Origin of the sequence: Alloalcanivorax xenomutans (assembly GCF_032810065.1) — a bacterium.
GTDB classification, from domain to species: Bacteria; Pseudomonadota; Gammaproteobacteria; order Pseudomonadales; family Alcanivoracaceae; genus Alloalcanivorax; species Alloalcanivorax xenomutans.
On the sequence record NZ_CP136538.1, the window covers coordinates 4,143,903 to 4,156,963 of the forward strand.

At 59.6% G+C, this 13,061-nt stretch carries 11 protein-coding genes; 7 read left to right on the plus strand and 4 right to left on the minus strand.

The features are described from left to right. The first annotated feature begins 57 nt into the window (after positions 1 to 57). Genes RYH70_RS19165 through RYH70_RS19175 form a run of 3 tightly spaced genes read left to right on the plus strand, consistent with a single transcriptional unit; the run spans position 58 to position 3,306 of the window. Complete coding sequence (locus tag RYH70_RS19165; protein ID WP_317009526.1) at positions 58 to 2,013, plus strand: copper resistance system multicopper oxidase; 1,956 nt, start codon at positions 58 to 60, stop codon at positions 2,011 to 2,013. Next, the gene (locus RYH70_RS19170) at positions 2,010 to 2,747 is read left to right on the plus strand and encodes a copper resistance protein B (RefSeq protein WP_317009527.1); all 738 of its coding nucleotides are present in this window, start codon (positions 2,010 to 2,012) and stop codon (positions 2,745 to 2,747) included. Before RYH70_RS19165 ends, RYH70_RS19170 begins: the two co-directional genes overlap by 4 nt. 25 nt (positions 2,748 to 2,772) lie before the next feature. Further along, on the plus strand, positions 2,773 to 3,306 hold the full coding sequence (locus RYH70_RS19175) for a c-type cytochrome (RefSeq protein ID WP_233917368.1): 534 nt from the start codon (positions 2,773 to 2,775) through the stop codon (positions 3,304 to 3,306). Positions 3,307 to 3,340: 34 nt separating this feature from the next. Here the strand turns inward: RYH70_RS19175 and can are convergent, their stop codons facing one another. After that, the gene (gene can, locus RYH70_RS19180; protein ID WP_022994833.1) at positions 3,341 to 3,976 is read right to left on the minus strand and encodes a carbonate dehydratase; all 636 of its coding nucleotides are present in this window, start codon (positions 3,974 to 3,976) and stop codon (positions 3,341 to 3,343) included. 279 nt (positions 3,977 to 4,255) lie between these two features. Between can and RYH70_RS19185 the strand changes: the two genes are divergently transcribed. Then, positions 4,256 to 4,744 (plus strand): FKBP-type peptidyl-prolyl cis-trans isomerase, encoded by a 489-nt coding sequence (locus RYH70_RS19185; RefSeq protein WP_022994832.1) that lies wholly within the window; start codon positions 4,256 to 4,258, stop codon positions 4,742 to 4,744. Between the two features lie 59 nt (positions 4,745 to 4,803). Here the strand turns inward: RYH70_RS19185 and RYH70_RS19190 are convergent, their stop codons facing one another. Further along, positions 4,804 to 6,384 (minus strand): acyl-CoA synthetase, encoded by a 1,581-nt coding sequence (locus RYH70_RS19190; RefSeq protein ID WP_022994831.1) that lies wholly within the window; start codon positions 6,382 to 6,384, stop codon positions 4,804 to 4,806. A gap of 131 nt (positions 6,385 to 6,515) precedes the next feature. Beyond that, a complete protein-coding gene (locus tag RYH70_RS19195; protein WP_317009528.1) occupies positions 6,516 to 7,415 on the minus strand; it encodes a LysR substrate-binding domain-containing protein in 900 nt (299 codons plus the stop codon). Between the two features lie 263 nt (positions 7,416 to 7,678). Here RYH70_RS19195 and RYH70_RS19200 point away from each other — a divergent pair, with 263 nt between their 5' ends. The 3 genes from RYH70_RS19200 (at position 7,679) to RYH70_RS19210 (ending at position 11,233) form a co-directional block, all read left to right on the plus strand. Next, positions 7,679 to 8,803 carry a helix-turn-helix transcriptional regulator gene (locus tag RYH70_RS19200; RefSeq protein ID WP_116027829.1) on the plus strand — a complete coding sequence of 375 codons (1,125 nt, stop codon included), beginning with the start codon at positions 7,679 to 7,681 and terminating at the stop codon, positions 8,801 to 8,803. Positions 8,804 to 8,818: 15 nt separating this feature from the next. Further along, on the plus strand, positions 8,819 to 10,003 hold the full coding sequence (locus RYH70_RS19205; protein WP_116027828.1) for a helix-turn-helix transcriptional regulator: 1,185 nt from the start codon (positions 8,819 to 8,821) through the stop codon (positions 10,001 to 10,003). Positions 10,004 to 10,123: 120 nt separating this feature from the next. Then, the gene (locus RYH70_RS19210; RefSeq protein ID WP_116027827.1) at positions 10,124 to 11,233 is read left to right on the plus strand and encodes a helix-turn-helix transcriptional regulator; all 1,110 of its coding nucleotides are present in this window, start codon (positions 10,124 to 10,126) and stop codon (positions 11,231 to 11,233) included. Positions 11,234 to 11,387: 154 nt separating this feature from the next. On the opposite strand, the gene RYH70_RS19215 is transcribed toward RYH70_RS19210, so the two are convergent. Further along, positions 11,388 to 13,034 (minus strand): hypothetical protein, encoded by a 1,647-nt coding sequence (locus RYH70_RS19215; RefSeq protein ID WP_063141084.1) that lies wholly within the window; start codon positions 13,032 to 13,034, stop codon positions 11,388 to 11,390. Positions 13,035 to 13,061 lie beyond the last annotated feature (27 nt).

Genomic DNA, 13,061 nt, shown 5'->3' on the forward strand with positions numbered 1-13,061 from the left:
AACACACGCCCCCGCATACGGGTGGCGTCTTTAGTTTTCTATTGAGGAGAACGTCTTATGACGACGTCTTTTTCCCTGCCCCGCCGTCGCTTCGTGCAGGGGCTGGCCCTGGGCGGCACCGCTCTGGGCCTGGGGCTAACCCCGACACAATTGTTCGCCCGCCAGGGCCAGACCGGCGCGCCGGAGCTGCGTGGCAACCAATTCCAACTGAACATCGGCGCCGCCGATGTGAATCTGACCGGCCGCAACCGGCCCGCCACCCTGGTCAACGGCAGCCTGCCGGCGCCGACCCTGCGCTGGCGCGAAGGCGAGACGGTGACATTGAGAGTAACCAACCATCTGCCGGAAACCACTTCGATCCACTGGCACGGCCTGCTGCTGCCGTTCCAGATGGACGGCGTGCCGGGGTTGTCCTTCGACGGCATCGCCCCCGGCGAGACCTTCACCTATCAGTTTCCGCTGCGGCAGAGCGGAACCTACTGGTATCACAGCCATTCCGGTTTTCAGGAGCAGACCGGCCTGTACGGCGGCCTGATTATTGATCCGGCGGAACCGGACCCGCATACGGTGGATCGCGATTACGCGGTGGTGCTTTCCGACTGGAGTGACCAGGACCCCAAGCGCATCTATGCCACGCTGAAAAAACTCAGCCACTACTACAATTTCAGCGAACGGACGCTGTTCGACACGCTGAGGGATTTCCGTGAGAAAGGCGTGGTGCGGACGCTCAAGGATCGCCACATGTGGAACCGGATGCGCATGAGCGAGACCGATCTGGCGGATGTGACCGGTTACACCTACAGCTTCCTGGTCAACGGCCATACCCCGGCCGCCAACTGGCAGGCCCGCTTCGAGCCCGGCGAGCGCATCAAGCTGCGCTTCATCAACGCCAGCGCCATGACCATCTTCGACTTGCGCATCCCCGGTCTGGACATGACCGTGGTGGCCATGGACGGCCAACCGGTGAAACCGGTGCGCTTCCACGAGTGCCGCCTGGGCGTGGCGGAAACCCTGGACGTAATCGTCGAGCCGAAGGATCACCGCGCCTATACCCTGTTCGCGCAAACCATCGACCGGTCCGGCTACGCCCGCGGCACCCTGACGCCGGATCCCTCTCTCAGTGCCGAAGTGCCGGAGCTGGACCCGGTGCCGCTGCTCGGGCACCGGGAAATGGGCATGGGCGCCATGGATCACGGAGTCATGGGACACGACAGTGGCGCCATGAAGACCATGGACCACTCTCGCATGAATCATGGCGGCATGGACCATGGGGATATGAACCATGGCGATATGTCCGGCGGCATGGATCATGGAAGCATGAACCATCAAGGGATGAGCCACGGCACGCAGAGCGGGATGGACCACTCGGCCATGGGGCACGCCAACCACGACACCAACGCCGCCGTGCCCTTCGCGGTCTCGGCGGACAACCCGGATCTGCCGGCCCGACAAAGCGCCACGGAACACGCAGACAGCGAATACGGTCCTGGCGTGGACATGCGTGCCATGTCTCCGGCGCCGATGCTCGACGATCCCGGCATCGGCCTGCGCGACCGGGACTGGAAAGTACTCACCTACGCCGACCTGGAATACGCCCACGGTTTGCCCGACAGCACGCGGCCGGAGCGGGAAATCGTGTTGCACCTCACCGGCAACATGGAACGCTACATGTGGAGTTTCAACGGCATCCCGTTCGCCGATGCCGAGCCGCTCGAGCTGTATCACAACGAGCGGGTGCGGCTGACCCTGGTGAACGACACCATGATGCACCACCCGATCCACCTGCACGGTCTGTGGAGCGATCTGGAACTGGGAGACGGGCGCCTGCTGCGCAAACACACCCTGTTGGTGAAACCCGGAGAAAAACTCAGCTATCTGGTGCGCGCCGATGCCCTGGGACGCTGGGCCTACCATTGCCACCTGCTCTATCACATGGAGGCGGGCATGTTCCGGGAGGTTCGAGTAGTACCGCCACCGCAATCGCGGCACCAGCACCAGGAGGGCCACTCATGAAATCACTGACAATCACCAACGGCGCCCTCTCCGCCCTGCTCGCCCTCTTCGCCCTGTTTACCACCACCTCCGCCCAGGCCATGGAGGGCGTGCCCGCCCGCTTCGGTCAAATCCTGGTGGACCAGTTGGAAGCCCGCGACGCCGACGACGGCACGGTGGCGGCCTGGTCCGCCAACGCCTGGTACGGCGGTGACATCAACAAGCTGTATTTCGCCACCGAGGGCGAGCGGCTCATGGACCGGGGCGGCGAAACCGAGAGTCTGGAAACCCGGCTGGCCTGGAGCCGTGCCTTCGCGCCTTACTGGGACTGGCAACTGGGTGTACGCCGGGACTGGCAACCGGACGATCCCAACCAGGACTGGGTCAGTGTCGGGGTGATGGGTGTTGCTCCCTACTTCTTCGAGACCGAGGCCAACCTGTTCCTGGGCGAATCCGGCCACAGCGAACTGCGTCTGGAAGCGGAATACGAGTTGCTGTTCACGCAGCGGCTGATCCTGACTCCGGAAGTGGAAGCCAGCCTGTACGGCAAGGAGGATCGGGACCTCGGTATCGGCCAGGGGCTCGCCACGGTGGAAGCGGGATTGCGGTTGCGCTATGAAATCCGCCGCGAGTTCGCCCCTTACATTGGCGTACATTGGGAGAAGAAATTCGGCGACACCGCCGACTTCGCCCGTGACCACGGCGAGGACACCAGTGATACCATGCTGGTGGCCGGTATCCGGGTCTGGTACTAATTCAGGTCTGGCACCAGGAGGCGCCATGAAAACGGTTCTTTATACACTCCTAGCGGCCATTGCCATCGTTTCCTTCACGGTGGCCCTGATGGTCTTCGGCGGGTTCTATAACTTCGCCGCGGACCAACCCCATTGGTCGCTCACGGAAAAGGTGATTTCAGTCGCCCGCCATCAAGCGGTGGAACGGCGCGGCGCCGACATCACCGTTCCGGACGACCTGTCGTCCCGCGAACGCCTGCTTCGAGCGGCACCTTCCTATGACGAGATGTGCAGTGGCTGCCATCTGGCTCCCGGAACCGGGGGCACCGCCTTGAGGGATGGGCTCTATCCCGTGCCACCGGATTTCACCCGGCACGGCATTCACGATCCCGGTGGTGCGTTCTGGGTGATCAAACATGGCCTAAAAATGAGCGGCATGCCGGCCTGGGGACAAAGTCATGACGACGAGGCCCTGTGGGACCAGGTCGCTTTGCTCAGCGTCTTGCCGGAACTGAGCCAGGAGGAATGGCGGACGTTGCTGCAACAAGCGGAGGAGACCGGTCACACCCATCACCATTAAGAAGGGAAGTGGCCCCGCATGGGGCCACCATTTCCTATACCTCGAATTCCTGGCTTTCCAATTCACGCAGGTGGGCATTGTTGTCCACCTCGATGCCCAGATCACCGAGACGACCATCACCGATGCCGTAAATCCAGCCGTGGATGGTCAGGGGCTGCTCGCGGCGCCAGGCTTCCTGCACCACCGTGGTATTGGAAACGTTGATCACCTGACGGGCCACGTTCAGCTCGCACATGCGGTCAAGGCGGGCGGTGGGGTCCAGGTCCGCCAGCTGTTTGCGGTGGCGCAGATACAGCTCCCGCACTTGGCGGATCCAGTTGTCGATCAACCCGTGAGGCTGGTCTTCCATGGCGGCACGCACGCCACCACAACCGTAATGGCCCACCACCATCACATGCTTGACCTTGAGTACTTCCACGGCGAATTGCAGCACCGAGAGCAGATTGAAATCGGTGTGATGCACCAGATTGGCCACATTGCGGTGCACGAACAATTCGCCAGGCATCAGACCGACGATTTCATTGGCGGGGACGCGGGAATCGGCACAGCCGATCCACAGGAATTCCGGGTTTTGCTGGCCCACCAGGGTACGGAAGAAACCGGGGTGTTCTTCCTCCACCTGATGGCGCCACTGTTCGTTGTTGGTGAAAAGCTGCGGCAGGGTTTTCATGGTCGGGCATTCTCCATATCCGACCCCCATGATGCCGGAACAGCTCCGTAAAGAAACGGCGAAAACCCTTTCAAAGTGTATCGGACCCGTCCGGTCCCGGGGGCAAGGCACCAATGGCACAGGCCGGTGACACGGCAAGCGGAGCCGATTATAACGTCCGGGGCGCTGGCACGCAGCCAGCCGGCGATTGGTCACGGCCGTCGCTGCCCTGTTACCATGCCGGTATGCGGGCGCGGGAACGGTTCCCGCCCAAAATTCATCAACCCGAAAAGGGCACCCATGCAAATTGCAGACAACAAGGTGGTGGCGTTCCACTACACCCTGACCAACAACGCCGGTCAGACCATCGACTCCTCCCACCAACGGCAGGAGCCGCTGACCTATCTGCACGGTCACGGCAACATCATCCCCGGTCTGGAAAAGGCGTTGGTGGGCAAGGAAGTGGGCGACAAGCTGGACGTGACCGTGGCGCCGGAAGAAGGCTACGGCGAGCGTCACGACGGCCTGATTCAGCAGGTTCCGGCCTCCGCCTTCGAAGGCGCCGGCGATGAGCTGCAACCGGGCATGCAATTCCAGGCACAAACGGAAGCCGGCCCGCGCATCTTCACCATCACCGAGGTGAATGGCGATCAGGTCACCATCGACGGCAACCATCCGCTGGCCGGGGAAACCCTGAACTTCGCCGTGGAAATCACCGATATCCGCGAATCCAGCGAAGAAGAGCAACAGCACGGCCACGTGCACGGGCCGGACGGCCACGACCACTAAGTCGCCTATTGCTCGTTTTTGGCGTGCCCGCGACACGCGGGCACGCCTGCGCGCTTTATCTAAAGACTGAAGAAGCCCTCCGCTTTCCTCTTACCCTCTCGATACTCATCCCTGAGCAACCGCTTCAGCAGCTTGCCGTTGGGTTCACGCGGCAGCGCGTCACGGAATTCCAGCGTGCGCGGACACTTGATTGACGACAGTTTCTCACGGCAGAAACTCAGCAGCTCCGCGGCCAGTTCCGCGGTGCCAGGCCTGTCCTCCCGGGACTGCACGATGGCGTGCACGGATTCCCCCATCTCCTCATTGGGGATACCGATCACCGCCACATCGAATACGGCGCGATGTCCCATCAGGGTGTTTTCCACCTCCTGCGGGTAGATGTTGACGCCGCCGGAAATGATCATGTTGCTCTTGCGGTCGGTGAGATACAGATAGCCGTCCTCATCCAACCAGCCGATATCACCGACACAGGCCCAGCCCCTGTCATTGTGCGCCTCGGCGGTCTTGGACGGATCCTTGTGGTATTCGAACGGATGGCCGCCGGAGAAGTAGATGGCACCTTCCTGGCCAACGGGCAGTTCCTCGCCGGTTTCCTCGTCGACGATATGCAGGGTACCGTAGATCGCCTTGCCCACGGTGCCGGTGTGTCTCTTCCAGTCCTCGCTGTTGGTCATGGTCAGACCGGCGCCCTCGGTGCTGCCGTAGTACTCATAAATCACCGGGCCCCACCAGTCGATCATCGCCTGCTTGGTGGTCACCGGACAGGGCGCCGCCGCGTGCACCGCCATTTTCAGGCTGGAAACGTCATAGCGGTTACGCACCTCCTCGGGCAGGTGCAGCATGCGGTGGAACATGGTCGGCACCCACTGACTATGGGTGACCTTGTACTTCTGGATGTTCTCCAGCGCCCGCTCAGGATCGAATTTCTCCATGATCACCGCGGTGCCGCCGAGCACCAGCACGCCACGGGTCCATTTCAGCGGCGCGGCATGGTAATACGGCGCCGGCGACAGGTAGACCATGTCACCATTGCCACCGAACGCCAGCTCGATCAGTCCCGCAAGGGTTTCGGTGCTGCCCACCGGCAAGCCGCTGATTTCCGGTTTCACGCCCTTGGGACGGCCGGTGGTGCCGGAAGAATAGAGCATGTCGCTGCCTTCCCGGGCGCCGGGCAGCGCCTCCGGAGATTGCGTTTCCATGGCCTGTTCCAGGGACTCACATCCCGGTAACGGCTCATCCAGCATGAAGATCTTCGGCGCCAATGGCAGCTCACCAATGGCTTCAACCAGTTCCGGGGTGGCGGTTTGCGCACTGAGGATCACCACCCGGGCCTCGCAATCCTCAAGGATATAGAGCACTTCTTCCGGTTTCAGCCGGGTGCTGACGAAGGTGTAATACAGACCGGCATAATGGCCGCCCCACTGGACAGCCGGACACTCCAGGCGGTTTTCCAGCAAACAGGCGATGTGATCGCCGTAATCCAGCCCCTCGTTCTGCAGCACCCGGGCCAGGCGGTTGGCGAAGGCGTCCAGCTCCGCATAACTCATACTGCGACCGGTATCCGCCAGAATCACGGCGGGATGATCGGGTTTCACCCGCGCGTGCAGACCCGGATGGCGCAGACTGGCTTCCGTGTTCATGAACCTCTCCTAGTGTTGTTGTTTTTTGGATGTCGCCCGGCAGGCGTCAACCCTTGATGTTGCCTGGGAGAAGACGGCGGGTATTCGTCAGAACCGACTATTTTGTCATGGCCAAACCGATCATTACCGGACTATACCGAAGCCAACGCTGGCCGCGACGGCTCGTCCAGATCCGGTAACCAGGGCCCTTCCATGAAGGCCCGCAACGGCCGGCTCCAGGTATTCTCCTCGGCGGTGGCGATGGCGGTGGTCACCGCCGACAACGCTTCCGGCAGGGCCACCGAGTGCAACGGATAGCGATGGCGGTACTGGCGCACCGTGGATTCCGGCAATACCGCCAGCCCCATACCCGAGCTGACACAGCCCAGAATGGCGTCCAGGCTGCCCAATTCATGGATCGGCGCAGGGGGCGCGCCCTGCTCCGCCAGCAGCACCGACACCGTCTGCCGGTAACCACAGCCCTGGCGGAAGGACAAAAAGGAAGTGCGAGACAACTCCGCCGCGCCCGGCACGCCATCGAGCGGCCGCCCACTCACCAGTACCAACCGTTCACGGAACACCGGCCTCATGATCAGACCGTCGCCGACGTTACCGGCAATTACGAACGCGGCGTCCAGGCGCCCCTCGCGAAGTTCGTCCAGCAAGCAGGCGGAAGGACTGGTGCGCAAATTCAAGGAGACCGCCGGCCAGCGCCGGCTGAAGGCGGGCAGCACTTTCGGCAAATGCACGGCGGCGGTGGTTTCCATGCTGCCCAGGCGCAATTCTCCGGTGGGTTCGCCACCTCCCTTGAAGTGATTCAGCGCCTCACTGTGCAAATCGCCGATTCGGCGAGCGTATCCCAGCAGCTGGTGCCCCGCGGAAGTGAGCGCCACCGGATTGCGGCGCTCCAACACGCGCACTCCCAACTCGCTTTCCAGCTTCTTGATGTGGGCGGTGACATTGGACTGCACCGTGTGCAGGCGCTCGGCGGCGGCACTGAAACTGCCGCTCTCCACCACGGCCTGAAAGATTTCCAAGGATCGGATCAGCATGCCTTAAATCTCTTTTCGCAATGACTGAAGAGAGTAACATCTCCATTAGAGATAATGCCAAGAACCCAGCCCCTTTCGCGGACGGTTTACCGGGACCGCCTCTCCGAACGAAACATGTGACATATTTCACATTTTTATCTGGTCGCCTATATTGTTTAAAACACGCCCTTTTCATAAGAGAAGAATCTCCGATCAGGGCCAAACGTATCGTCGACCTCCGCGCTTCCAGCTCAACTGAAGCCGGCACCACGGAGAATTGTTCATTGACCAACGAGCTACTTGGTTTTGTTGGGGAAATCTACGAAGCCTCCTACAATCCGGGGCACTGGGACGCAGTGGCTACTGGCCTGTGCCAACTGCTCAATGCCCGCTCCGGAGCCATCTTTCTGGAAGATCATGAGGGCCGAACCCGCGGCATGATCGGTGCCCACGGCCTGCCCAAACCGGTACGAGCGGCCTATCGCTTCGGCATATCCCGATACGACTACACGTTTCAACTGCAACGCCGCGCGCCGCTGGGCAAAGCCCGCCAGCTTATCCGGGCGGAAGATGTACGCACCGAGCATCCCTTCTATTACCGGCTGGTGCTCAAACCCAATGACATCGGTTTTCTGGCTGCCATGAATGTCTACAACGACGATGAATGGCATGTGGGGATCGGCCTGCACCGCTCATTTCAGGCCGCGCCGTTCTCCGACGATGACTGCCTGACCTTGCAGCAACTCTATCCCCATTTCAAAAGAGCACTGCGCATTCACAAGGAATTCCACCGCCTGCGCTGTCGGCAGCAGACTCTCGAGTCCGCTTTGGGGCGTTTCATGACCGGATTGATCATCCTCGGGCCGGATGGTCTTGTGAACTACCGCAATCCGGTCGCCGAAGCCCTGCTCTCGCAGCACAAGGCATTGACCATCAATAGCAATGGTCAGATACATGCCCACTATCCGCAGGAAAACCAGCACTTTCAGGCCTTGCTGGCCCAACTGGTCACGACCGACCGACGGGACGTCACCACTCGTAATCAGGCTATTGGTCTCCATCATCCTGACCGGGAACACGCCCTCAACCTGATGCTCGCGCCACTGGAAAACTCCCCGGACCATGAGGACCAGTCCGCCGGCGGCGTGGCATTGTACCTGTGCGACCCGGATTCCACCTTCAATCTGCCGGCCGAGGCGTTGCGCTCTCTGTATGACATGACGCCCACCGAAGCCAGTGTCGCCATGGGGTTGGTCAACGGCCTGTCCACCATGCAGATCAGTGAGCAGCATGGAGTCAGTGTGGAGACCATTCGCAGCCAACTGAAAAGCATTTACCTGAAAATGGGTGTTAATAAGCAGCAGGATGTGATCCGCACTCTGTTGTCCGGGGTCGTGCAGATCAGCTAGCCAGGAGTTAAAACAGTGAAAACGCAAGACCTGACGATGGTTCCCCGGTCGGACCAGGACGCCAGCCTGCCTTTTCCATCACTGGATGGGAACACACTTCAGGCGTACAACAAATTGGTAAGCACCCTGTACCGATGCCTGCACGACAATACCGGCTTTCAGTCTTTCTTCGATGCCTTTCAACAACACTTCAAGGCTTTACAGGGAGGGGTTCTCGGGGTTACCTCCAATCCGCAGCGCATGGTGTACGGCTGGACCTTCGGCTACCCGGAAGGGTTCGAGGAGTGGTATATCAACAGCGACTTGCCGGAAAAAGACGAAGCCCTGACCCGCTATGCGCAGCTCCCCCCGCGACAGTTCGATTCTTTTCTGGGCGGCGATAGCAGCCGCACCATCCTCGATATCCTCGGCCCGGAAAGCAGGGCCTGGGCGGAAGCAGTGGGCATGGGCGACAGCGCCGGCATGCTGGTGACCCGGGAAAACGGCACCAATGTGGTCTTCATGGCCAACCGCCACCAGGATTTCGGGCCTTATACCGATGACGAACTCCTGCAGATGAACCTGCTGGCCCCGCATATCGAGAATGCCGTTGCCCTGCACCTGAAGCTGTACCAATCAAACAGCGACAACGAAAACCTGGCCATGGCGCTTAACCATGTAAACAAGCCGCTGGTGGTATTCAACGCGCTGGGCAGCATTGCCCAGGCCAATGATGCCGCCCGAAACCTGCTGACCCACACCGGCAACCTCTTCATAGGTGAAGACCAGCGTCTGCACAGCAGTGACAAACGCCTGAGTCGCAAATTGCACGACGCCATCAGCACCTGCATTGTGCATTCCCACAAGGGCCATCTGGACACCCCCACCCTGTTTATCCACAACGGACCTGAGCGCCTTGCCATCTGCCTGACACCGCTGGTCGCCGAAAGTGTCGAAAACAACGGTGTTCTCGCGGAACTGTTCAGTTTCGATATAGAGCCGGTGCCGGACCTGGAACGGATACAAACCCTGTTTCAATGCACCCCGGCGGAAGCCGCCGTGGCGGCGGCATTGATCCAGGGCCTGGGTGCCGGCGCGATCGCCGAAGAAAAACAAATATCCATCCATACCGCCCGCCAGCACATCAAGAACCTGCTGGCCAAAAACGGCTATCGCAAGCAAACCGAACTGGTGGCCATGCTGGTGCGGGCGTTGGGATAAAAATACACACCAATCGGAAAACAAGACAATGTCATCCCGCGCACTGTCATCGCGAACCGGACCCGGGATGGCAGAGCTGAATTTGTGTAGGGGATGTCCCAATGACAACCAGGAAAAACCATGGCACCAGTACTACAGAATGAGCCTGATCTGCTTCAAACACTGTACCGCTCGCTGACTCACCAGGAAGGCTTTCACGCCTTTCTGGAAAAACTGACTGGCGCCATCAACGGCTGTGCCGCCCAGCTATTGGTGATTCACCGTCAGCCCCTGCGCATGGAACATCTTTGGTATCACGGCCTGTCGGAAGAGTTCCTTGACTGGTATCTGGAAAACAACATGATCGCCCAGGATGTGGTGAGCAATCAGGCAATCAAACAGGCACCAGGGCTCTTCCAGTCAGCCCTGCCGCTGCTGCCGGATTTTCAACCCGACGCCGATTACTCCAAATGGGAGAACGAGCAAGACATGCTGGACTCCGCCTGGCTGGTGGTTGACAGCACCCGCACCCACACCTTTGTCCTGACCATTCAGCGCACAGTGGGTCAGGGACCTTATCAGCAGGCGGAACTGAGTGCCCTCAACCGGCTGGTTCCTCATATCCGCCAGACCGTGCAGCTATATCGGCAACTGGAAACCCGCAGCAAGGCAGCGTCATCCCTGTCAGCGGTCATTGATGTTCTCCCCGATGCCACCTTTGTACTCGACAGCCTGGCCACCGTGCTGTATTCCAACAAGGCCGCCCGCGCTTTGATCAACCGAGAGCGCTGCCTTCGCATCCGCGACGAACGCTTCAACTTTGCCGAAGAGGACGTGCAGGCCGCCTTCTTTCGCACCTCAGCCCAGGTGGTTCGCTCCAGCATGGGCAAGGAGGGCTACTACAGCGAGACCCTGTTTCTCAAACGTGCAGGGCGAACGCCGCTGATCTTCGTGATCCGTCCCATCGAAAGCAGCGAACTGCTTGCCGGAGGTGCCCTGGTCAGCGTCTATGAACCGGACAACCGCCTTCTTCCCAGCGCGGAACATATCGCGACCTATTTCGATTTGACCCGGGCTGAAGCGCAGGTTTGTGAACGGTTAGTGGCGGGGCATGACGTGCAGACCATCGCCGGGCAACTGGGCCGCGGGGTCTCCACCGTACGCACGCAGATCAAACATATCTTCCAGAAAACCGGCTGCTCCCGGCAGGGGGAACTGATCAGCCGGATTCTGGCGGCGTTGTTGCGTTAACACGCCTCTCCGTCACTCCGGTCTTGCCCCCAACTCACGTCATCTTGGGCTTGCCCCCGAGTCTCCATCAGACCATCGCGGCTTTTCCTGATGCTCTGCCAACGGAAGAAAGGGGAGACATTGCTCCCCTTTCCACGCTATTGATTACAAGGCATTACTGAGGAGTATTTTCTGCGGCGGGATTTGCCACGTCACTGATGAAAAACCCGAGCAAGCTCTCGCTGCCACCATCAATATGGCGGAAATCGACGAGCACAGAACTCGAGTCACTATTCTTGATGGGCGCAAGCGTCCAACTGCCTGTGGAATCGTCCAACATGGTTTCAGTAAACATCAGAGTGCCGCCTGCCGTGGCTGTCCAGGGTGCATCAATGGTGCTTGATTCTTCGTCCTCGGTACCAGGAGAGAAGGTGACCGTACCTGTACCATCCGCGTTGAGATAAATATTGGCCGTGTCATCTTCGCCAACCAGATCAATGCTGAAACCAACTTCCATCCCTTCGAAGAAGCCTTCTTCCTCACGCTCGACAACAACAGTGCTGACATTCCCGTCGAGGTCCTCCAGATCGACCGCGAAACGACCGATACGGGTAAACGCGGAGGCTTCTATATCCATTTCCATCCGAAGATCGCCATAAGGCGTTACTTCAATGGGAGTCGACAGAGCTCCGGAATCTGAATCCGCATCGGAAAAACCTCCACGGCCATCAGTTTCCACCTCCACGCCGGTTACCTGAAATACGTCTTCGCTGATACTGTAAGTGCCCCATTCCGAGGAAACCAGAGAACCACCGTTAATATTCACTTCATTCCTGTTGTGAGAAACGGTGTAGTGGGAATCGTCCAGGATGGTCAGTACATTGAAGCCGTATTCTTCCGGCAGATACCAGGCCCCGACAAGGGGGTTATCCGCATCCTTGATGGGGGAAGCACTGAACGAGTCGCCGTCACCAAGATCAAAGTGCAGTTGATCACCAGCCCATACCAGATCAGCGGTGACAACCTGATCGTCCTCGACCCCGTCGCCAGCCCAGGTGAGGCCGCCCTGTCCATCGGATTCCTCTTCCAGGGCAAAGGTGATTTTCCCGGTGCCAGGATTCCAGTCATAAGAGCCCCATTCAGCCGTGGCGGCACCCTGATCTTCATTGCTATAGGAATGAGAGACGATGTAACGATTGTAATCCAGGAAGGTCAGGACATTGCGTTTTGACGCTTCTCCATTTTCCAGTACCAACCAGCTACCACGCAGATCGGCCTGCTGGGAAGCGGCGAAATGCGCCTCGGCCTCCTCCGCCGTTACCAGAGTTTTCCCAATAGCGGTTTCCGCCTCAGCTTCAAAGGCAGCAGCAGGTTGATTAACCTCCACATCCTTGCCAATAAAGTCATCAAGGGTTTGCTGACTAATGGTAATGCCATTGTCTGGATTGCCGTCACTGTCCAGAGTCTGCAATAAGCGCAATATATTGGTCACGACGTCCGGATCGTTACCATCGGCCATATCCGCCGGTGTCACACGCCCGGTTGCCGTTACCGCGGGCAGTTCGGTGTCACCAATACTGAAGGTGACAGTGTCTCCCTCGACATAATCGTACTCCCCCTGAGCATTGGTCTTGCCACTCTTGTTTCCGGGAGAGGTCTGGTAGTTGATGCCAGCCACCGCGCTATCGGTGAATACACCGGTTTCAGTTTGTACGGAAGGGTCGGGCTCACCACCACCGTCGCCGCTGGATGACGAACCTCCTCCTCCACAAGCGGCGAGCATCACCGTCAGTGCCAATGATCCATATTTGAATGCTTTCATAACCCCTCCAGTACTATTGAAATCGTT